Origin of the sequence: Capnocytophaga canis (assembly GCF_043187445.1) — a bacterium.
Lineage (GTDB): Bacteria > Bacteroidota > Bacteroidia > Flavobacteriales > Flavobacteriaceae > Capnocytophaga > Capnocytophaga canis.
On the sequence record NZ_CP171121.1, the window covers coordinates 2,066,203 to 2,088,021 of the forward strand.

Genomic DNA, 21,819 nt, shown 5'->3' on the forward strand with positions numbered 1-21,819 from the left:
AAAGTTTGATATGTTGATCTATTTCACGCCGTGCATCCAACGGGTAATGAATGGACCCATTAGGAAGAGCACTATACCACAACCAATGGCAATAAAGCCTAACATTGTGAATACAGAAAGTCCTTTATTAAGTGACTCGCTTTTAATAACGTTAGTTACTGAAATACTCGCCGACTTTTCAAATAGTTTTTCATAATCAGCCAAAGTTGCTACCTCTGTATTTACTTCGCTTCCTTTGAAGGATAAAAACTCTTGTGAGGCAGATTTAATCATTTTCTGTCTTTTCATTCCACTGTAGTTTTCAGCATCTTGCAATACTTCTTTTACAACTACGATCGATTTTGCATATTGTTTCTGCGGATTAACCTCATTCATCCGTGCAATGAAATCATTTGAAACTAATAGTTTTTCAATAGGAATAGCGTGTGTTTTCTTTTCCTCATTGTCAGCTAATCTATCTTTGAATTCATTCTCAGACAAAACAGCCTTAATATCCTTATCAATATCAGAATTTTGGAAAGCACTACTTTCAACTATTGTTTTTTCGTTTACTGTAGTAAGTTTAGAGATGTGTTTTCCTCCTTGATGTGCAATGGATGAAGACAAAAACCAAATTCCCATCATAAAAGCCACCATATGCTTAGGTGAAAGTTTCGTTACTAATGACAAACCTACTGGTGAAAGTGTTAGTTCCCCAAGTGTATGTAATAAGTATAAGAAAACCATAAATATAGCAGGTACCATTCCTAATTTAGCGTAGCTACCACCGAATTTAAGCACTAAGAAACCAAGCCCAAGCAATAGCAATCCTGTTCCAAATTTGTATGGAGCTGCTGGCTCTTTATTCAAATTAGATAGTTTTATCCATATCCAAGAGAAAACGGGAGCAAAAAGCATTATAAACAATGGATTGAATGATTGGAAGAAAGTTGTTTTAATTTCTATACCCAAAATTTCTTTATGTACGTTACGTGCTGTAAATAAGTTAAGTGCTGAACCCGCCAACTCGAAGAATGTCCAAAATATAGTTGTAAACAAAAGTAATAACACCACAACCCAAATACGTTGTTTGGCAACCACTTCCATTTTACTTGCTTGATATAACAAATACCCGATGATAATAGCAGCTAAACTCGCTAATAAAACATCTACAACATCGTTATATTGAATTAAAATCCACGAAATTATAATTAGAACTACAATAGTAGCATAAGGAAGCACACTATTGGGGACGAAACTTACAACATTTTTAGTTGGTTTTTCATCAGGAGCTAATCCTACTTGCTGGAAAACACTCGTTCTACTGGCGAAGAAGAATATAATGTATCCCAATAACATTCCGATACCGGCTGTTAAGAATCCATATTGCCAACCTTCATTCTCCCCAATAGCACCACAAGTTAAAGGAGCTAAGAATGCACCCATATTGATTCCCATATAAAATAAAGTGAAGGCTCCGTCACGTCTTTTATCTCCGTCAGCATAAAAACGACCAATCATTGAAGAGATATTCGGTTTGAAGAAACCATTTCCTACCACAAGTAAAGCTAACCCGATGAAGAAAGTAGTTTGATTATTCATAAACAAAGTAAATTGTCCCGCTGCCATTAACAAAGCTCCGATAACAATTGCTTTGCGAAAACCAATAAGTTTATCAGCGAAGTATCCACCAAGTATTGGCGTGAGGTAAACTAATGCCCCATAAGCTCCGTAAATTCCGAAAGCTTTTGCATCATCAAACTGGAACCCGCCATCAATTAAGTTCGCAGTCATATAAAGGATAAGGAGTGCCCGCATACCATAGTAGCTGAAGCGTTCCCATAGTTCCACCATAAAAAGGGTAAAAAGGGCTTTAGGGTGAATTTTCCGGTTGGAGAAAATAACAAACCCTACCCATAGCGCGACTCCAAGCCACGCTATTAACATCAATTGATAATCTGGATTTAACATAGTATATTTATTATTTATTATATTAATTTATTCTACCATCAAGTTCTTCTTTTGTTGCAATATTTTTTTTATTTCGGAGGTTTTGAGCACTACTATTTTGTCATCTCGCATTACTACAAGTTCTCCTTTATTTTTTATTTTCTCTTTTAACAAGCGTACATAAGAGCGTTTCAATCCCTCTTGAATTTTAATTTTCATATCCTGAAAATATGTTTCCTGTTTATTCATCGCTATACAGTTTTAAGTTGTTAAATTTAGGATAGTCTATTATTTTTAACTGTTTTTCATTACTCTCTGCAATAAGGTGAGGCTCATCATCTGAATTATCAAAAATTAATGCACTGTTTACTATAGGTAAGTAAATCTTAAAGAGATTTTGTATTCCTTTTGTGTATCTTCTTTCAATTACATGACTATCAATATAATGTCCTCCTTCCTTTACACGAGATAGTACCCTTTTCTTTGCCATAGTTACATCTTTTAACCAAAAGAAGAGCAAAGTCACGTGATAATTTTTCTTTTGAGCTGATAAAACGGTATTTCTATATGAACGAGTCGCTAATGTAGTCTCGAAAGCAAAGTTGATACCTTCATTTAGTAATTCCTTGATACGATTTAGCATTAATCTACCCGCTTGAACAGCTACTTTTTCGGGCTGAAAGGGAGAAAGACCTTTAGCTATTTCATCAGCATTTACAAACTCTTTACAATTTAGTATCTCGGGCAAAATAGTAAATGAAGCTGTTGTTTTCCCAGCTCCATTACATCCTGCTATGATATAAATTTGTTTAAGCATCAGTTATTTATCAACTTTTGTACAGTTCAAAACAAAAAAATCCATATTTTTCAATTATCAGATACCCTTGTAAAACACAGTCCTCTTTGCTTTTACAGCGTGACTGAACTTGATTCTACAAAGATTCCTTCTAATTAACTCCTTTTTCTTTCAAAACTCGATTGAGAGACTTCAATATAGAAAGACCTATCAGTGTAGCTATTAATAATAAACCGAAGTTTACCCAAAAGAATGTAGATTTGTGTTCGTATCCGTACCACATTCCGGCAAGTACGCCCGAAAGTTTATTTCCAATGGCTGTCGACAAGAAAAATCCTCCCATCATAAGAGCAGTAATACGAGGTGGAGAAAGTTTTGACACTAATGAAAGCCCCATAGGTGAGAGGCAAAGTTCTCCCAAAGTAATAACACCATAGGCAACAACTAACCATAATGCTGAAGCTTTCACCATTCCGTTGTCAGAGGCATATACGGCAGCTACCATCACAAGGCAACTCAATGCAGAAATGAACATTCCTAATACAATTTTTGCAGGAGTAGTTGGTTCGCTTCCTCTTTTACGTAAAAACATAAATAAACCTACTACCAAAGGTGTGAAAACAATTACCCAAAATGGATTAATTGATTGAAACAACTCCGGATTATATAAAAACACTTTCTGATTAGGGTTCTCAGTTAGTTTAGCTTTTTGTTCCTCTGGAATATTTCGGAAATAGATGTCTTTTCCTATTTCTTTCTTAGGCTTATCGTTTTTATCTTTCACAATTCTATATTCCGAATCGTACATAGTTATTTCCTTGTCTTGAAAATCTTTCACTTCAACAAGATAAATACTTTCCATAGGCTTCTCTATAGAGGTTGGCACACTTCGGTCAGTATAATATTTCGCCCACGTGGTAAGTACAGTTCCATTTTGTTTGAAAACCGCCCAAAACATCAAACTTACTGCAAAGATTGCTAATAATGCACCAATAGGTTTTTTATCGCTCTGACTGGCACGTGCATATAATGAGAAATAAAAGAAAATTACTGGAATACAAGCAAAAATGAAAGCATCTGTACTATCGCTTCCTAAAATGTTTCCTGGAATTACCCAACCAATCACACCCGTTATAATAGCTGGTAAAAATACCTTTACAAGAACTGAAGTAATGGTTGTATCGCCTTCCTGTACTGGTTTTAAAACGTTTGCGTGAATGATGTGTTTTCTTCCTAAGGTAAAGATAATCAATCCTAAGAACATTCCAACACCTGCAGTTATGAATGCTTCACTCCACCCAAATTTGTTACGCATAAAGGCAGCAATGATATTACAAATAAATGCACCAATATTAATTCCCATATAAAATATATTGTATCCTGCATCTTTGTTTTCTCGGTATGGCTCTTCGGAATAAAGATTTCCTAAGAGTGTAGAAATACTTGGTTTGAAGAATCCATTACCTACGATGATTAATCCCATCGAGGTATAAAACATTGCAAGGTCTTGGAAGAGTCCTAAACCTATGTATCCCAATCCCATCAAACTTCCTCCAATGTAAATAGCTTTTACATATCCTAAAATTCTATCAGCTAAAAATCCTCCTAGAAAGGGAGTAAGATACGTAAGTGCAATGAATGTTCCAAAAATATCATAGGCATTTTTATCATCTATGGCAAGACCTCCTGTATTTTTAGGGTCAATCATATATAAAACAAAAATTCCGAGCATTAAATAATACCCAAAACGTTCCCACATTTCTGTGAAAAATAAATAAAATAGTCCCTTAGGGTGTTTTCTGTTATTCGTCATAATTCGATTTATATGTTATAATTTCTCTAAGATATAATCTGTCATTTTTTTGTAAAGTTGCAAACGGGTGTATCCGCCATAAATGCCGTGGTCTTTATCAGGATAGATCAACCAATCAAAATCTTTATTAAGATGAACTAATTGGTTAATCAGTACCATTGCATTCTGCACGTGTACGTTATCATCGGCTGTTCCATGGATGAGCAAATAGTTTCCTTTTAGTTTTTGAGCGTGTGTAATAGGGGAATTTTGGTCGTACCCTGAGGGATTTTCCTGTGGCGTTTGCATGAAACGTTCGGTATAAATGGTGTCGTAAAAACGCCATGAAGTTACAGGAGCTACTGCAATGGCTGTTTTAAAAACATCAGCTCCTTGAAAAAGGCAATTACTCGACATAAATCCCCCAAAACTCCACCCCCAAATCCCGATACGAGTTTTATCGATATAAGGTTGTTCAGCAAAAAAACGAGCTACAAAAATTTGATCTTCGACTTCGTATTTTCCAAGTTCTTTATACGTACATTTCTTAAAATCAGCACCTTTGTAACCAGTCCCACGACCATCTACGCAGACAATAATATAACCCTTTTGTGCTAATAAATAATGCCAATAATCATTAGACGAATGCCAAACGTTATTTACCTGTTGGGAACCTGGCCCTGAATACTGATACATCAAAAGCGGATATTTTTTATTAGGGTCGAAATCAGCAGGTTTTATTATCCATGCATTGAGTTTATCGCCTTTTTCGTTCGTTATTTCAGTAAACTCTTTATCAGAGAAACCAAATTGCTTGATATTGTTTTTCAGAGATTTATTGTTTAGAATTTCTTTTACTTGCTTCCCTTTTTGGCTATCGTTTAGCGTGTAAATGGGTGGCTCAGTGGCACTGGAAAATTGATTGATATACAACGAAAAATCAGGGCTAAACGTAGCCTTATTCATACCTCTTTCGGCAGAAAGCGCTTTTTTGTTTTTTCCACCTAAATCAATGCTATACACGCCTCTGTTTATCGAACCGTTTTCCGTAGATTGGTAAAAAATACGTCTACTTCGTGGGTCATAACCATAGTATTCTGTAACTTCCCAATTGCCTTTGGTAATTTGTTTTTTAAGATTACCGTTTTTATCATAATGATAAATATGGTTGAAACCGTCTTTTTCCGAAGTCCAAACAAAACTATTATCATACAAAAACGTCAAATTATCAGTAATGTCGATATAAGCCTTATCTTTTTCCTCCAGAATAGTTTTTATCAATTGATTCGAAGCGTTTATAAATTGTAATTTCAGATGATTTTGATGTCTATTCATCGTCTGAACACTCAAAATATCATTCTCTTGCGTCCATTGAATGCGTGGGATGTAATAAGCGTCCAGCGGAATTTCGACTGTATTTTTTGTTTTTACGTGGTAGATGTGTAGAGAAACTTTTGAATTATTTTCTCCTGCTTTGGGATACTTAAATACCTGTTGCTGAGGATATAATTCATTTCCATAAACATCCATTGAAAATTCAGGTACTTCCCTTTCATCAAAACGAATATACGCCAAATAATCCCCATTTTTACTCACATCGAAAGCTCGTACAAAAGAAAACTCTTCCTCATAAACCCAATCGGTAATTCCATTGATGATTTTATTTTTTGCTCCATCCAAAGTTATAGCTGTTTCACTTTTGGACTGTAAATCAAAATGATATATGTTATTTTCAGCTACAAAGAACACCGATTTTCCATCTGGAGAAAAAACAGGTTCTTGGATTTTTTTATCACTTACTCTCTGAAGAGTTTGATTTTTAATATCATACACATAAAAGTCAGCTATGAACGAGTGTCGGTAAATGCTTTGAGTATTGGTTGCTATGAGTATTTTTGATTCATTCTTATCAAACGAATAATCGCTGATAGACTTTATCTCCAGCTGAAAATTTTTCGTATCGAAAATCGTTTTTACTTTTTTAAGAGTCGCAAAATCATACAAATCAATCTGTTGGGAGTTTGATTGACGGTCGTAATTAAGTACCGTGTATTGATTCGTATTCTTCATCGCCGAAAGGTGAGCCATTCGCTGTGGATAAAGTACACCTTTTGCCCAAATGTCCTCCAAAGTAATGGAAGTTTGAGCGAACAGCCCAGCAAAAGATATTCCTAAAATAAATGAGGTAAGAAGAGTTTTGAGTTTCATTTACTTACGTTTTACTAAATTTGAATGGTCAATAATACTACTTTTTTTTCGTCTATTATAATTTTTTTAGTGATATTTGTAACATATAATCATTTATATTGATACAAAACATTGATTTTAAAGAATATATCTTTGTTAATAAAAAGTAAATCTTTTCACGTTTTTCGTCTATCATTAGTTTTGTTTGGAAAATATTCTCTGTTTTTCTCATAGGATTAACCTATGAAGTAGATACTCCACATCGGAAAATAATTATAAAATGGGCATACAGCTATCATATCATAGAGAACTATGCTTTCTATCAAACACCAAAGATCCAAGATTTCTACAACCTAACTTTGACCACCACAGGAAAATGATCAGATGGATACAACCCCTCCAAACGAGTTTCTAATATCTTAAAGTCAATGAGTTTCACCTTTTGTAAAAACACATAATCAATATTTTGCACTACAGGTGTTGATAAATTAAAATCATTGTAAGTCCCCAGCATAGGTGTCATATTTTTTTCAGAAGTTTGGGTATTGTATAGTTTTTGTGAGATTTTAGCAATGGCTGGATTGTCAGGGGTCATATTGAAATCTCCCATCAATATCACTTTATTTTTTCCTGCTATCTCGCTGATTTTATGCAGTATGAGTTTGGCACTTTCTTGCTGAGCAACTTTTCCTTCATGATCAAAATGAGTGTTGAATACAAAGAATATTTTATTTTTATACTGCAATTTTACCCATGTACAAATTCTATTACAACAAGTAGCATCCCAACCTTTTGAGGGTATCATAGGCGTTTGAGAGAGCCAAAAATGACCTGTATCCAAAAGCTTGTACAGATCTTTCCTAAAAAATATAGCTGCATACTCTCCCGCTCTGTCGCCATCATCACGCCCTACACCTACTCGATGATAATCCGTGAAATGCGATTCGATAAATTCTAATTGATGATGCAATACTTCTTGCAATCCAAAAACATCAGGTTGTTGTTCTTGAATCATTTTTAATACCTTTTCCTTCCTATTTCCGTCTGTCCATGAATTAATACCATCGTGGGAATTATCATAACGAATGTTGTAGGTCATGACTTTGATTTCTTGTGCTGATGCCAACAGGGTAAAACCATAAAGCAATACTAAAAATATCTTTTTCATTGCAAAAAAACTTAAAATTTTCCCAACAAAAGTACGAGTTTTTATTCTTATATGCAAAGAAGAAATGAAGTTTTCTTGATCGGCAAATTCAATCCCAAAGTGCAACTTTTTATGCCACGAATTTATAAAATATATGAGGAACACAATAATTTTTATTGAATTTCTTTAATCTTTTCTTTGCTAATTTTCTCAAAATAAGTATCTTAGGAATATATTGTCGTATAAGTTAGTTGGTGCTTTCACTCAATCCTCGCTCCCAATAACAATACAGATTGGCAAAATAAAAATCACAACTTAAATCCTTACTAATATACTGATTTTCAGAAAATTATTCGCTGTTTTTTTTAAGTGTTCACGAATACTTCGTATTTCAAATTCATTATCACTCGTAATGGTTTTCACATAATCTTTATAAGGGAGCAAAGCGTATATCATTGCTTTGGCTAAACTTTTTGTATTCTTAGTACTTAACGTCTTCATTATTAGAAATTTTGTTTTTCTTTCTATAGTAGTTAAAATTGCTCATTTATGTTCTGCTCCCAAAATTAAATCTACCTCAAAATGTTCAAAGACCTAAAAAATAAGTAATTATTTTGTCAATTAAGAACTAATATTTATATTTGTAACTTATAACTAAAAAATAGAAATAATGGCAAAAGTAAAATACACCCGATTGCAAACAAGTCTACATCCCGAAGTGATTGAGATGCTCAACAAACAAGTGAGTATGGAAGCTGAAGCGAGTTCAATTTATTTGGCGATGGCATCTTGGTGTGAGGTAAACGGATTTCCTCGAAGTGCTGAGTTTTTCTATGGACATGCCGTGGAAGAAAGAGATCATATGATGAAAATTTTCCGTTTCTTGAACGAAAATGGAGCAAGAGCATATGCTCCCGAAGTTGGAAAAGTAAAGCAAGATTTCGCTTCATTGCAGGAAGTTTACGAGAAAACGTTGGAACATGAAATTGAAGTTACGAAAGCGATTTTTGCAATTTTCAAAAAAGCACGTCAAGAAAGTGACTATGCCAGTGAAAATTTCTTGCAATGGTTCGTAGAAGAACAATTGGAAGAAGAACGCTTGGTTCACAGTATTTTGGATTTGTTTGAGTTTACAAACGAAAAAGACAGTCCATTGGCTCTTAAACTAATTGACGAACGCATTCCTTTAGGAGAGTAATGATTTTAGTAACGGGAGGAACGGGGCTCATCGGTAGCCGATTGTTATTTCATTTAACTAAAAATGAAAAATATAAAGTACGTTCTATCTATCGTTCTGAGGACTCTCTTAAAAAAATTAAAGCGATTTTTAAAAATCTGTCCGATGAAGGGGAAAAGCAATTTTCTCGTATTGAATGGGTTAAAGCAGATATAAACAACATCCCTGAATTAGAAAAGGCTTTTCAGGGTGTTGTTTTCGTATTCCACGTTGCTGGATTTATTTCATTCAAGCCTACAGATTTCGAAAAACTTATCAAAATCAATGTAGAAGGTACCGCTAATATAGTAAATCTATGTATTGATTTTAAAATTAAGAAACTATGCCATGTGAGTTCCATTGCAACGATTACTTCGGTGGAGGGAAAAATACTTGATGAGAACAGCGAATGGAATCCAGAGGCGAGTAATAATGATTATGCCATCAGCAAACATGGTGGCGAAATGGAAGTTTGGAGAGGTTCACAAGAAGGTCTTAAAGTGTTGATTGTCAACCCTTCCGTAGTATTGGGAGCTTATTTTTGGGATTCAGGTTCTGGAACGTTATTTAAGCGTGTAGCTAATCGTTTCCCTTTTTTCCCCACTGGGGGTACGGGTTTCGTAGATGTAGATGATGTTGTTCGAGCGATGATAGCACTTCAGTTTTCAGAAGTTGAAAATCAACGTTTTATATTAAACGGAAGTAACCAAACCTACCAACATGTAATGAAAACGATTGCAACACACTTAGGAGTTCTCCCACCACATAAGAAAGTAAGTCACAACGTACTTCGATTACTTGCTAGAATTGACGGATTACTCAGTTTCCTACAACTTAAGAAAAGAACACTCACTCTTCGAAATGCCGATTCTGTGAGTTTAGTTTCTTCTTATGATGGAAGTAAAGTTTCGCAATTCATAGACTTTCATTACACTGATTTTGAAGAATCTATAAAAAACATTTGTAAACAATATCCATTAATTCATAGATAATTTCTTAAAACCCTCTGTTTCAAAGGTTTTTATCTCATTATTTTCGTTGTTATAAACCAATAAAACATGCAAATTTGTGTGTTTTTCTAAGAATTTTTTGCTTTCTTCCAAACCTAATACCATAAGCATTGTAGCATAACCATCGGCGTACATTGATGAGTCAGTTATCACTGTAGCACTCAACAAATTACTTTGTTTGGCAAGTCCTGTTTTCGGATTGATTGAATGCACAAATTTTTCCCCAGTAAGCGCATCTGTCCGAATTTTTCGATAGTTCCCTGAGGTTGCCAAACCTTGATTCGAAAATTGCACTGTAGCAATCAATTGATTTTCATCCACTAAGGTAGGATTCTCAATTCCTATCGTCCATTTTTTATTTTCTACAGTGTTTTGTCCACTTAAAAACAGTTCACCGCCCACCTCAACTATGAAATTTTCAATTCCCTTTGATTTTAAAAAATCAGCAATGACATCTACCGTATAACCTTGTGCTATGGCATTAAAATCAAAAAAAATGGCAGAATGTTGCTTTTCGATGTATTTCCCATCCGTCAAACGTATTTTTTCAAATCCTACGAATTGTTTTAGACTATCTATTTGATTTTCAGTAAGATTTCTCGAATGTTTTTCTTTACCAAACCCCCAAGCATTTACCAACACACCCACCGTTGGATCGAAAGCTCCTTCACTTTGTTGCCAAATGATTTGTGAAGCTAAGAATACTTTTTCAAAATGTGGGTCAATAGTAATTCTCTCTCCTCTATTTATTTTTGATATGAGAGATTCAGGTCGGTATGTAGACATCGACAGATCAATGACCTCTAAGATAGAATCAATAGCAGGTTTTAGTGCTTCATCGCTGTGCGAAACATATTTAATAGCGTACGTACTGCCTTGTGCCTCACCTCGCATCAAATGTATTTTATCCTTTGGAGTACAGGAAAATAAAAGAAATACACAAATAGAAATAATACTGATAAAAGGTTTCATTTTGAAATAATTTTGTAAAGTGGATTCATGTAAAGCTTTTGAATGAATTTTGCACGAGTTGGTACCGAGTCGTTACACAATTTCCAGCAACCCCTTGAAATTGACTTGATAAGGCTGATTTTTATAAATAGGAAGTGTTGTATTTTCAACATTGATTAGTCCCACTCCTGCAAAATAGGTTTTTGCGTTATGTTTTTCGGCATGTTGTCGGACAATTTCCATAAAAACAGCATCATAGGCATCAGGGTTTTCACCGTAAAGGACTGCACGTACAATGATAAAATAACGTTGCTTGTTTTTATCAATACAAACAAACTGAGGGTCTTTTTTCAACTTGCTATTAACCAGCAAAAATTCCCATTTTAATTCATCGCGTAGAGCTGCTCCCACGATATTCATCGCTAAATTATGTAATTCTTGCTCTGTTAGCGGAGTGAACTGCATACTTAAACGTTTTTGGCTATTTGGTTCAATCCGAAATGAATCAATTTTTCAACTGCTTTTTGAGTATCTTCAACAAATGTTTGTGTAGCTCGGTTAGCAATAATAACATTCAGTGAAACGGCTTGATGCCCTAACAACTTTGACAGTCCGTAGATGGCTGATGTTTCCATTTCTAAATTAGTCATTCGATGCCCGTTGTGGTTAAAACTGTGCAATTTATCATTCAATTGAGCATCTTGTACTTGCAATCGCAACACGCGTCCTTGTGGACCATAAAACCCAGGAGCCGTTCCTGTGATACCTTCAAAAATTTCGGAAGTTAATAATTTGTTTTTCAGCTCCTGACCACAACCTACGATATATGGACGACCTTTATTTTCACTCCATTGTGTATGCTTGATAAAAGCGTTTTCCATCTCACTTTCAGCCACTTTGTCTAAATCTCGATAGCTGTGCATCATATTATCCATTCCCAACCCGTAGGAGGATAGCACAATACTTTCCACTGGGATGTCAGCCTGTAAAGAGCCCGAAGTACCAAAACGAATGAAGTTTAATTGTGTATGCTTCTCCTTGATTTGGCGTGTCTGCAAATCAATATTGAAAAGAGCGTCCAATTCATTGATCACAATGTCGATGTTGTCAGGCCCTATTCCTGTGGAAATCACGGACAAACGTTTTCCTTTATAAGTTCCTGTATGTGTACAAAATTCTCTTTTCTGTACCTTATGTTCAATGGTATCGAAATGAGCCGAAATACGTGCCACTCGGTTTTGATCACCAACCAAAATAATGGTGGTAGCAACCTGTTCAGGGGTCAAATCAATGTGATAAATACTCCCCTTCGGAGTTAAAATAAGTTCAGATTCTTTTATCATTTTTATTCCGTTTTTTTATAGGGTTTTACTTTATTGAAAGGTTTCCCAAAAAAATTAAAACTCTCCTTTTTGTTCATCAGACGAAGATACGATATTTTTTTTAGAGTATAAAATTAACTCTCAAAAAAAATTATGCGTATTGCCCAAGTTTAGGAGATGTAATAGCGAAAAAAATCTCACACCGATTTGATTTATATTCTTTAAAATCAGTGTGAGATAATTAAAAAATGTCCGAAAAACTAATATTGAGCAAAAACTTGATCTAAAATTTGTGTTATTTAGCAGATTAACAGCTATGTAACATCACTAAATATGGTTTTTCGGACAATTTTATATGTTGTTAGAATGGTAAATCGTCGTCTATAGCCTCTTGTTGATTCACATTGGTTTGTGCAGGTGGCACTTGCTGAGGTGCTTGTGCGTATGGTTGCCCTCCATAAGGCTGTTGGTAAGGCTCTTGCTGGTAAGGTTGTGCTTGTGGCGGATACTGCTGTGCCATTTCCATATTTTCAATACGCCAACCTTGCAATGAATTGAAATATTTTGCTTCTCCTTGTGGATTTATCCACTCCCGTCCACGTACATTGAAACTGATTCGCACCAACTGTCCCGGTTGAAATGCATCTAATAAGCTACATTTGTCTTGGGTAAATTCAAAAACTACATGCTGAGGGTATTGTTCTTCGGTGGTGATAACGATCTCCCTCTTTTGGAATCCATTTGTTCCAAATTGTTGTATTGGTGATATTAATTTTATACGTCCTTGCAAATCCATAGTATGATATTTTTACGTTCTTAATTTTACAAAAGTAGGGAATTTATATTACAAAAATACAAAGATGCTGAGTGTTTTTTTCTAAATCTGTATGTTTTATAGATTTAAAGGTTCAGCATATAGGTCATAATCAGCTGAATCTATGATTTTTACATCGATAAATTCACCTAATTTCACATAGAATTTTTTAGCGTCAATCAGCACTTCGTTATCCACATCGGGGGAATCGTGTTCGGTACGACCTACAAAGTAATTCCCTTCCTTCCGGTCGATAAGACAACGGAATGTTTTTCCGATTTTTTCTTGATTAAGTTCCCACGAAATTTGTGATTGTAGCTCCATTATATCGTTGGCACGTTGCAATTTAACTTCCTCAGGAACATCATCTTCCAAACTATAAGCATGAGTATTTTCTTCGTGGCTATAGGTGAAACATCCTAAACGATCGAAACGCATTTCTTTTACAAATTCTTTAAGGGTTTCGAAATCCTCTTGCGTTTCTCCAGGGTATCCTACAATCAACGTTGTGCGGATAGCCATTTCTGGAAGTTTTTGTTTAAACTCTTTTAGTAACTTGGTCGTTTTTTCTTTGGTGGTGCCTCTTCGCATACTTTTGAGGATGCTATCTGAAATGTGTTGTAGCGGAATATCCAAATAATTACAAATCTTCGGTTCTTCTTTCATCACATCAATGACATCCATCGGGAAACCTGTCGGAAAGGCATAATGCAAACGAATCCACTCAATACCCTCTACTTTAACTAAGGCACGAAGTAAATCGGCTAATTTTCGTTTCTTGTAAAGGTCTAATCCGTAATAAGTTAGGTCTTGTGCAATCAGAATCAGCTCCTTCACACCTTTGGTTGCGAGTTTTTCGGCTTCCTGAACCAAATCTTCAATGGGAGTGCTACGATGGCTTCCTCGCATTAGCGGAATAGCACAAAAACTACATGGGCGGTCGCAGCCTTCGGCTATTTTAAGGTAGGCATAATTCTTTGGTGTTGTAGTAAGTCGCTCACCGATAAGCTCGTGTTTGTAGTCTGCCCCCAGTACTTTCAACAAAGCAGGTAAGTCGCTAGTACCAAAATACTGATCAACATCAGGGATTTCTTTTTCCAAATCAGGTTTGTAACGTTCGCTTAAACATCCCATCACATAAACCTTGTCCACTAAACCTTCCTCTTTACGTTGCACATAATCTAAAATAGTGTTTACGCTCTCTTCTTTGGCATTATTGATGAATCCGCATGTATTGATAACCACAATATTACCTTCTTTTTCGTGTACAACTTCCTTTCCACCCGCTTTGAGTTGTCCCATCAAAACCTCACTGTCATAAACGTTTTTGGAACATCCTAATGTAACTACGTTTATGACATTTTTTTTTATTGATTTGGTTCTCATTTTTTTGATTTCCCTGTTTTATTTCGGGTGCAAAGGTATTTATTTTTTGTATTTCAATGAAAGGTTTTAATTTAGAAGGAATATAAATTATAAAAAGAAAAGATAATATTATAACTCCTTTAGAGAAAATATTATCAATTGATAAACCAGATATGGAATGAGGAATTCATTTTTTTCTGTGAATCTTATTTTTTAAGACTTCCCACAACCAAATATTTTTTCTACTTTTGTAATTCACTAAATCACAATAAAGGTAAAAGATGAAGATCGGAATCATAGGAGCTATGGAGCTTGAAGTGAGCACATTACGAGCTAAATTAAACAATGTAAAAACAACTAAAATTGGGCGTTTCGAATTTTATGAAGGTGAACTTTACGGACTTTCGGTAGTTGTGTTGCTTTCGGGTATTGGTAAGGTAAGTGCTGCAGTGGGAACAACTTTACTCATAGAACACTTTGAACCTCAATTGATTATAAACACAGGAACAGCAGGAGGATTGGGCGACACTGTTGTTTATGACATTATCTTAGCTGCCGAAGTTCGCCATCACGATGTAGATGTAACGGCTTTTGGTTATGAAATAGGACAACAAGCACAAATGCCTCCAGCTTTTTTACCTGACAAAAAATGGTTTGATTTGGCTAAACAGGTGGCCGAAAAACACAGCAATCAACTGCATGTGGGAATGGTCGTTAGTGGTGATTCATTCATTTCTGAACCTCAGCGACTAAAAATAATTGAAACGAATTTCCCGAAGGCAAAAGCTGTTGAAATGGAAGCTGCGGCTATTGCTCAAACCTGTTATATGATGAACATACCTTTCATTATGCTTAGAGCTATTTCGGACAAAGCGGGAGAAGGAAATGCGGTTTCCTACGAAACTTTTGTTCACGAGGCGGGAAAACTCTCGGCTGAAATCAATATTGACCTATTAAAATACTTTTCAGAGCTGCAAAATTAAATGGAAACCGTAAAAACATATACCGTTGAGGAAGCTAAGCGAAGAATGGAGGTTTTTTGTGCCTATCAGGAGCGTTATCAAGCAGAGGTAGTCGAGAAACTACGTCAGATGCGGATGATTCCATTGGCAATTGACGAAATTATGGTGTACTTGATTCAAAATAATTTTCTCAATGAAGAACGTTTTGCTAAAAGTTTTGTTCGTGGAAAATTACGTTATAAAAAATGGGGAAAGATTCGTATCAAGCGGGAATTGAAATTCAGAGGATTATCAACTTACATCATCAATTCAGCAATGGAAGAAATTGACGATGAGGAATATGAAGAAATTTTTGATTCTTTAGCCGAGAAAAAACAAGCCGAAATTAAAGAAAAAAGCGTGTACAAAGCCAAAAGAAAATTAGCTGATTATTTGCTTTATCGAGGATGGGAATCGGAATTGGTTTACAACAAGGTTCATGAACTTTATGAAGATTAAAAAGTACTTAAAAATAGGATAAACAATGGAAAGATTAGTATTTTATCGCAAAGAATCCGTGGCATTTTTTGAATCGTACGGGCTTGAAAATCATTGGGCTGTGTTTGTCCAATCCATTGCAATTTTGGTATTAATTTTCACCTTAGCTTATTTGGTTGATAGGGTTTTAACTTTTGTAATGCGTAGGGTGATTCCGAAAATTGTAGGATACACGGCTAATCAATGGGATGACATTTTTATGGAAAATCGCGTATTCTCCAATTTTGCTCATTTCTTCCCAGGTATTTTAATGCAAAATTTACAAGACTTAATATCTTCATCATCAGTTCGTTGGTTTGTATCAACTTTTATTGGTGTCTATTTCATTGTGGTTACTGTTTTGTTTTTAAATGCATTGCTCAATGCCATTCAACAGCTTTTCATTCATTTAAAAGGAGTGAGTGCAATTGTCAAAATATATATCCAATTAGGAAAAGTAGTGTTATATTCTTTAGCGGGGGTTGCCATCATATCCATTTTTGCGAATAAAAATTTTATGGATATTTTAGCAGGATTGGGAGCTATGATTACCATTCTTTTAATCGTTTATAAAGATATGATTATGGGTTTTGTTGCTGGTATTCAGCTTTCGGCAAACAAGATGGTGTACGTAGGTGATTGGGTAGAACTTCCTAAAGATGGTGCAGATGGTATCGTGATAGATATAGGCTTAACTACTGTTAAAGTACAAAATTGGGATAGAACTATCACTACCATACCAACATATAAACTAACATCTGAATCCTTCACTAACTGGCGAGGAATGCAGGAATCGGATGGACGACGCATCAAACGTCATGTCAATATAGACATGGAATCTATCCATTTTCTGTCGGAAGAAGAGATAAATACTTTCCGAAAGATACGTCTTATATCTGAGTATATTGAGGATAAAATTAAAATCATCAATCAAGTAAACGCTAATGAACCAGAGCAATTTAACCAACGGCGATTGACAAATATTGGTACGTTCCGAAAGTACGTAGAGAATTATTTGCGTGAATCAGGGTATGTGAATTTAGACATGATGTTCTTAGTCAGACAGTTACAAGCTACAGAAAAGGGAGTCCCTATCGAGATTTATATGTTCTCAAAAATTAAAGAATTTATCATTTACGAAGGAATACAATCGGACATTTTTGATCATATTATAGCCATCGTGCCAACGTTTAATCTGCGATTATTTCAAGAACCAACAGGGCATAACTTCTCTGCAATAAGAGAGATTAAAAATCAAACAGCCGAATAAAATACTGCCAAATCCAAAAAAAACTTTATTTTTCTTGCATTGTGTTTAGAAAATTTTGTACCTTTATGGGGTATTTTTAACATAGGTTCTATGCTAAGTAGAATCTGAACTTAATATAAAAAAATATTCAAAATGAGTTACAACACAAATAATATTCGGAATGCGGTTCTTTTAGGACACGCCGGAAGTGGAAAAACATCATTGGTAGAAACAATGTTATTTGAATCGGGAGCTACCACCCGAATTGGAAATGTCGAGGAAGGAAATACGGTTTCGGATTTCCATGATATGGAAAAAGATAAAAAACACAGTATTTTCAGTTCACTGATGCATGTGCAATGGGGCGACGTAAAAATAAACTTGATTGACACCCCAGGGTTTGATGATTTTATTGGTGAAGCCATTTCAGGATTAAAAGTTGCTGACACTGCCGTAGTAGTCATCAATGCTAAAGAAGGAATTGAAGTACAAAACGAACTTCATAAAGACTATATTGATGAATTCGGAACGCCTACTCTATTTGTTATCAATCAATTAGATCATGAAAAGGCGAATTTCGACAAATCGCTTCAAGATATCAAAACTACTTTTGGTGATAAAGTCATTGAGATTCAGTTTCCTTACAATATAGATAAAGGCTTTCATAAAATAGTCGATGCCCTACGAATGGTAATGTACACTTTCGATGCCAACGGAGGAAAACCTAAAAAAGAGTCCATCCCTGCTGACGTACTCGACCGAGCAAAAGAACTTCATAATAAATTGGTTGAAGTTGCTGCCGAAGAAGAAGAAGGTCTGATGGAAAAATATTTTGATCAAGGAACTCTCAGCGAAGAAGATCTTACCAAAGGATTACAATTAGCTATGGGTAAACAAAACTTCTTCCCCGTCTTTTGTGTTTCATCTAAAGAAAATAAGGGAACAGGACGCGTGATGGGGTTCATTCGAGATATTTGTCCGTCACCTCTGCAACGTCCAGCCAGAATACTACAAAATGGCGATACTCTTGCCCCAAAAGCTGATTTACCGACTTCTATTTTCATCTACAAAACACTGAACGAAGCCCAAATCGGAGAATTGAGCTACTTTAAAGTGTACAGTGGAACACTTAAAACAGGTGACACACTCACAAACCAAATGAATGGCGAAGATGAGCGTATCAATAAAATTTTCGTCGTAAATGGAAAAAACCGCGAAGCTGTCGAGGAATTGGTTGCGGGAGATTTGGGAGTTACCATAAAACTAAAAAATTCACATACTAATAATACACTCAATTCCCAAGGACATGAAGGAGTACAAATCCGAAAAATTAAATTCCCTCAGATGAAAATACGTATGGCTGTGGTACCGCCATCAAAATCTGATTTTGAAAAACTGACCAATGCGTTACATGTTATTCAGGAGGAAGACCCTACCTTTACATTGCAATATTCACCTGAATTGAAACAAACCATCATTCACGGACAAGGGCAAATGCATTTTGATGTGGTGAAACAACGTATAAAATCATTGTACAATATTGACATGGAGCTAATTAGACCAAAAATTCCATATCGTGAAACTATTTCAAAAACAGCAGAAGCTCAATATCGACACAAAAAACAATCAGGAGGAGCTGGACAATTCGCTGAAGTCCATTTACGTATAGAACCTTACGAAGCAGACCGACCGCTCCCTACCGATTTGAATATCAGAAAAGAAGAACTTATCGAATTGCCATGGGGCGGACACCTGCATTTTCTATGGTGCATCGTTGGAGGAAGTATAGACACTCGCTTCATTGGTGCCATCAAAAAAGGAATCATGGCAAAAATGGAAGAAGGGCCTCTCACAGGCTCATATTGCCAAAACATTCGGGTAAGCATTTTCGATGGAAAAATGCACCCAGTGGATTCCAATGACATCGCATTCCAATTGGCAGCATCAGCAGGATTTGCTGAAGCGTTCAAAAATGCTTCACCAAAAATTATGGAGCCTATTTACGAACTCGAAGTACTTTGTGACACCGTAGCTATGGGCGATGTGATGACCGATTTACAAAGTCGCAGAGCTGTAATCACAGGGATTGATAGCGTACGGCAGTATCAGCAAATCAAAGCCTTAGTACCCATTGCCGAAATGTATGGCTACTCCACTTCGCTACGTTCCATCACTCAAGGAAAATCGAAATTCAACCGACATCTATGGGGGTATCAAGTGATGAGCCACGAAGTGCAGGAGAAATTGCTGTTATCAGGAATTAAGGAATAATTATAAAGGATTGATAAAGTAAAGTGTTTTTCGCAGGAAATAAGAGAATTACATTTACTTTTTATCTAAACTTTGTCGTACATTTGTATTCATTGAAAAAGAATATGAACATACGACAAAGTTTTTAACTTTTATGTTTTACATTGTTATTCATTTTTTATAACAAAATATTTTGTAATAATCTGAATTGAATATGAAAAAAATAATTTTAGAAATGTTGTTATTTCCTCTATGGGGAATCGCACAAGAGGTTGTTTTCACCACCCAAATAGCCGAGAAGTTAGCAAGTTTGCCTCTACATTGCATTGAAGAAGAATATCCAAACAAAACCGGACATGGCATCAATGCGGAAAAAGACGCTCGACTAACTCCCCGCGAGTTACATCCTGTTTTTTACGGTTGCTACGATTGGCATAGCTCTGTCCATGGCCATTGGATGTTGGTTAGAATTTTAGAGACAATGCCCGAAATAGCTAATCGAGAAATCATCGAAACGGTATTGGATAAATCATTTAATAAGAAAAAAATGGAAGCCGAAGCTGCTTATTTCACTACATACAAAGGAGCTACTACATTTGAACGTACCTATGGCTGGGCATGGATTCTAAAATTGGACGAGGAGTTAGCCAAAGCAAAACACCCTAAGGCAAAACAATGGCATGATAATTTGAGTCCCTTAACTCAAAAAATAAAACAACTTTGGTTAGATTTTCTTCCCAAACAAACTTATCCTAATCGTACGGGTGTACATCCTAATTCAGCATTTGCGATGGGATTTGCCATTGATTGGGCAAGAACGGTTGGCGATAAAAATTTTGAAAATCAACTTATTGAAAAGTCGAAAGCTTTTTACTTAAAAGATAAAAATATCCCTGCCTATTTAGAACCTAATGGCAGTGATTTCTTTTCACCAAGTTTGGAAACTGCCAATTTGATGCGACGTATACTACCTAAAAAAGAGTTTACAAAATGGTTAAATCAGTTTTATGACAAGCGTAGCTTAAACAACATCAAAGAATTACCAATTATCAGTGATTTGAACGATTATCAAATTGTGCATTTGGTGGGATTGTCCTTTTCGAGAGCATGGTGTATGAAAGCTATTGCTAAAGAGCTACCTCGGAATCATCGCTTGAAAAAGGAATTTGATTTATCTTCTAAAAAACTATTAAACAATGCTTTACCATTAGTTTTCCAAGGTAATTACGGAGGAAGTCATTGGTTAGCGAGTTTTGCAGTGTACGCATTGAGCGAGTTCTAAGTATAAAAAAACAGTCCCAAAAAAATTAGTAAAAACTCTTGGGACTGCTAACTCCCTTGAAAAATTACTTTTTACCTAAAAAAAGGCGTTCCAATTCATCCAACTGCTGGTCGTTCATTCCTTGTGGTTCAAAACCTGCAGCCCACGCCATCAACAGCATTTTAGCTCCTTTATTTGCAACATCCAAGTAGTCAAAGGCTCGTACCACATCTTCACCGGTAGCTAACACACCGTGTTTTTCCCAGAGAATAACATCATGGGTTTTGAGTCCTTCGATAGTAATATCGGCTAAACTCTCTGTACCAGAAAGTGCATACGGACAGCAATGTACTCCATTTGGAACGAACACCCTAATTTCAGGGCATAATTTCCACAATGAATGATTTAACTTGGCTTCATTGTAAAATAAGTCATGGTGGCTCAGTACAATAAGTTCGATAGCATGGGTATGTAACACTGTTTTATGTGTAGGTTTGTACTTTTGATTGAAACAGTGAATTTTAACATGTGAAATCAGTTCACTCGTAGGTGCAAAAGCTTCACCCTTTCCTCCCCAAATTATTGCATACGAATCAGCAGTTTCGTTAATATGCAAAATACAACCCGTTTTGTTAATATCGTGGATTAATGATCGTAGATAACGTCCTGTTCCCGTTACAAAAATGACTTTTCCCGCCGATTCTTTGGGAAGTTGCACACATGGCACATACTTTTTCGGCGTGGAATTAATCAACTCTTCGGTGAAGTGATCTGTCAAATCTATCGAAATGTTTCCTGCATTGCGCTCTGCCCACTCACGTTGCCATAGATAACTCGCTACTTCGCTTACTTTTTTAATTTCTTTTCTAACTGACTTTGGTAACTCCTTAGTTTTCATGTATTTTATGTGATTTTTAAAATATTGTTACATATAAACTTAACCCCACAAAGTTACAAAATATCTTTTGAATTAAAAATGATCAAGATCATAATTTTAAGCGTTGATATTTTAGAGTAAGAAGCAGTGTTCACTAATTTGTAATATCTCAACC

Annotated in this window: 20 protein-coding genes; 7 read left to right on the plus strand and 13 right to left on the minus strand. The window is 35.5% G+C overall.

Annotated elements, in window-relative coordinates; translation table 11 throughout:
• Positions 1-18 precede the first annotated feature (18 nt).
• From ACF3OB_RS08790 to ACF3OB_RS08820, 7 genes are all read right to left on the minus strand, one after another.
• Positions 19-1,950, minus strand: coding sequence for a peptide MFS transporter (locus ACF3OB_RS08790; protein ID WP_095893423.1), 1,932 nt, complete (start codon positions 1,948-1,950; stop codon positions 19-21).
• A 27-nt stretch (positions 1,951-1,977) separates the two neighbouring features.
• The gene (locus ACF3OB_RS08795) at positions 1,978-2,178 is read right to left on the minus strand and encodes a hypothetical protein (RefSeq protein WP_042009383.1); all 201 of its coding nucleotides are present in this window, start codon (positions 2,176-2,178) and stop codon (positions 1,978-1,980) included.
• Complete coding sequence (locus ACF3OB_RS08800) at positions 2,171-2,746, minus strand: zeta toxin family protein (RefSeq protein ID WP_042009382.1); 576 nt, start codon at positions 2,744-2,746, stop codon at positions 2,171-2,173. Before ACF3OB_RS08800 ends, ACF3OB_RS08795 begins: the two co-directional genes overlap by 8 nt.
• 130 nt (positions 2,747-2,876) lie before the next feature.
• Complete coding sequence (locus tag ACF3OB_RS08805) at positions 2,877-4,538, minus strand: peptide MFS transporter (protein WP_392447493.1); 1,662 nt, start codon at positions 4,536-4,538, stop codon at positions 2,877-2,879.
• A gap of 15 nt (positions 4,539-4,553) precedes the next feature.
• Complete coding sequence (locus ACF3OB_RS08810) at positions 4,554-6,725, minus strand: S9 family peptidase (RefSeq protein ID WP_172919404.1); 2,172 nt, start codon at positions 6,723-6,725, stop codon at positions 4,554-4,556.
• A gap of 325 nt (positions 6,726-7,050) precedes the next feature.
• The gene (locus ACF3OB_RS08815; protein WP_392447494.1) at positions 7,051-7,872 is read right to left on the minus strand and encodes an endonuclease/exonuclease/phosphatase family protein; all 822 of its coding nucleotides are present in this window, start codon (positions 7,870-7,872) and stop codon (positions 7,051-7,053) included.
• A 294-nt stretch (positions 7,873-8,166) separates the two neighbouring features.
• Positions 8,167-8,352 carry a hypothetical protein gene (locus ACF3OB_RS08820; protein WP_392420104.1) on the minus strand — a complete coding sequence of 62 codons (186 nt, stop codon included), beginning with the start codon at positions 8,350-8,352 and terminating at the stop codon, positions 8,167-8,169.
• A 169-nt stretch (positions 8,353-8,521) separates the two neighbouring features.
• Between ACF3OB_RS08820 and ACF3OB_RS08825 the strand changes: the two genes are divergently transcribed.
• Positions 8,522-9,049 (plus strand): ferritin, encoded by a 528-nt coding sequence (locus ACF3OB_RS08825; protein ID WP_042009378.1) that lies wholly within the window; start codon positions 8,522-8,524, stop codon positions 9,047-9,049.
• Positions 9,049-10,059 (plus strand): NAD-dependent epimerase/dehydratase family protein, encoded by a 1,011-nt coding sequence (locus ACF3OB_RS08830; RefSeq protein ID WP_392447496.1) that lies wholly within the window; start codon positions 9,049-9,051, stop codon positions 10,057-10,059. The genes ACF3OB_RS08825 and ACF3OB_RS08830 overlap by 1 nt, the downstream gene beginning before the upstream one ends.
• Here ACF3OB_RS08830 and ACF3OB_RS08835 read toward each other — a convergent pair.
• The 5 genes from ACF3OB_RS08835 to rimO form a co-directional block, all read right to left on the minus strand.
• Positions 10,045-11,049 (minus strand): FAD:protein FMN transferase, encoded by a 1,005-nt coding sequence (locus ACF3OB_RS08835; protein WP_172919407.1) that lies wholly within the window; start codon positions 11,047-11,049, stop codon positions 10,045-10,047. The two genes, ACF3OB_RS08830 and ACF3OB_RS08835, sit on opposite strands and share 15 nt — an antisense overlap.
• A gap of 72 nt (positions 11,050-11,121) precedes the next feature.
• Positions 11,122-11,493, minus strand: a complete 372-nt coding sequence (locus tag ACF3OB_RS08840) for a hypothetical protein (protein ID WP_042346699.1) — start codon at positions 11,491-11,493, stop codon at positions 11,122-11,124.
• 2 nt (positions 11,494-11,495) lie between these two features.
• Positions 11,496-12,371, minus strand: coding sequence for a nucleoside phosphorylase (locus ACF3OB_RS08845; protein ID WP_042009374.1), 876 nt, complete (start codon positions 12,369-12,371; stop codon positions 11,496-11,498).
• A gap of 340 nt (positions 12,372-12,711) precedes the next feature.
• Positions 12,712-13,146 (minus strand): DUF3127 domain-containing protein, encoded by a 435-nt coding sequence (locus ACF3OB_RS08850; RefSeq protein WP_212895168.1) that lies wholly within the window; start codon positions 13,144-13,146, stop codon positions 12,712-12,714.
• Between the two features lie 96 nt (positions 13,147-13,242).
• Positions 13,243-14,550, minus strand: coding sequence for a 30S ribosomal protein S12 methylthiotransferase RimO (gene rimO, locus ACF3OB_RS08855; RefSeq protein WP_392420106.1), 1,308 nt, complete (start codon positions 14,548-14,550; stop codon positions 13,243-13,245).
• A 260-nt stretch (positions 14,551-14,810) separates the two neighbouring features.
• On the opposite strand from rimO, the gene ACF3OB_RS08860 reads away from it, so the two are divergent.
• The 5 genes from ACF3OB_RS08860 (at position 14,811) to ACF3OB_RS08880 (ending at position 20,788) form a co-directional block, all read left to right on the plus strand.
• Positions 14,811-15,512 (plus strand): 5'-methylthioadenosine/adenosylhomocysteine nucleosidase, encoded by a 702-nt coding sequence (locus tag ACF3OB_RS08860; protein ID WP_392447498.1) that lies wholly within the window; start codon positions 14,811-14,813, stop codon positions 15,510-15,512.
• Positions 15,513-15,989 carry a regulatory protein RecX gene (locus tag ACF3OB_RS08865; RefSeq protein ID WP_042009370.1) on the plus strand — a complete coding sequence of 159 codons (477 nt, stop codon included), beginning with the start codon at positions 15,513-15,515 and terminating at the stop codon, positions 15,987-15,989.
• Between the two features lie 25 nt (positions 15,990-16,014).
• On the plus strand, positions 16,015-17,277 hold the full coding sequence (locus ACF3OB_RS08870; protein ID WP_172916638.1) for a mechanosensitive ion channel family protein: 1,263 nt from the start codon (positions 16,015-16,017) through the stop codon (positions 17,275-17,277).
• A 132-nt stretch (positions 17,278-17,409) separates the two neighbouring features.
• Entirely contained in the window at positions 17,410-19,527 is a 2,118-nt protein-coding gene (locus ACF3OB_RS08875; protein WP_095911844.1) for an elongation factor G, read from the plus strand.
• Between the two features lie 193 nt (positions 19,528-19,720).
• Entirely contained in the window at positions 19,721-20,788 is a 1,068-nt protein-coding gene (locus tag ACF3OB_RS08880) for a DUF2891 domain-containing protein (protein ID WP_392447501.1), read from the plus strand.
• A 64-nt stretch (positions 20,789-20,852) separates the two neighbouring features.
• Here ACF3OB_RS08880 and rhaD read toward each other — a convergent pair whose 3' ends face one another.
• Positions 20,853-21,665 carry a rhamnulose-1-phosphate aldolase gene (gene rhaD / locus ACF3OB_RS08885; protein WP_212895173.1) on the minus strand — a complete coding sequence of 271 codons (813 nt, stop codon included), beginning with the start codon at positions 21,663-21,665 and terminating at the stop codon, positions 20,853-20,855.
• Positions 21,666-21,819 lie beyond the last annotated feature (154 nt).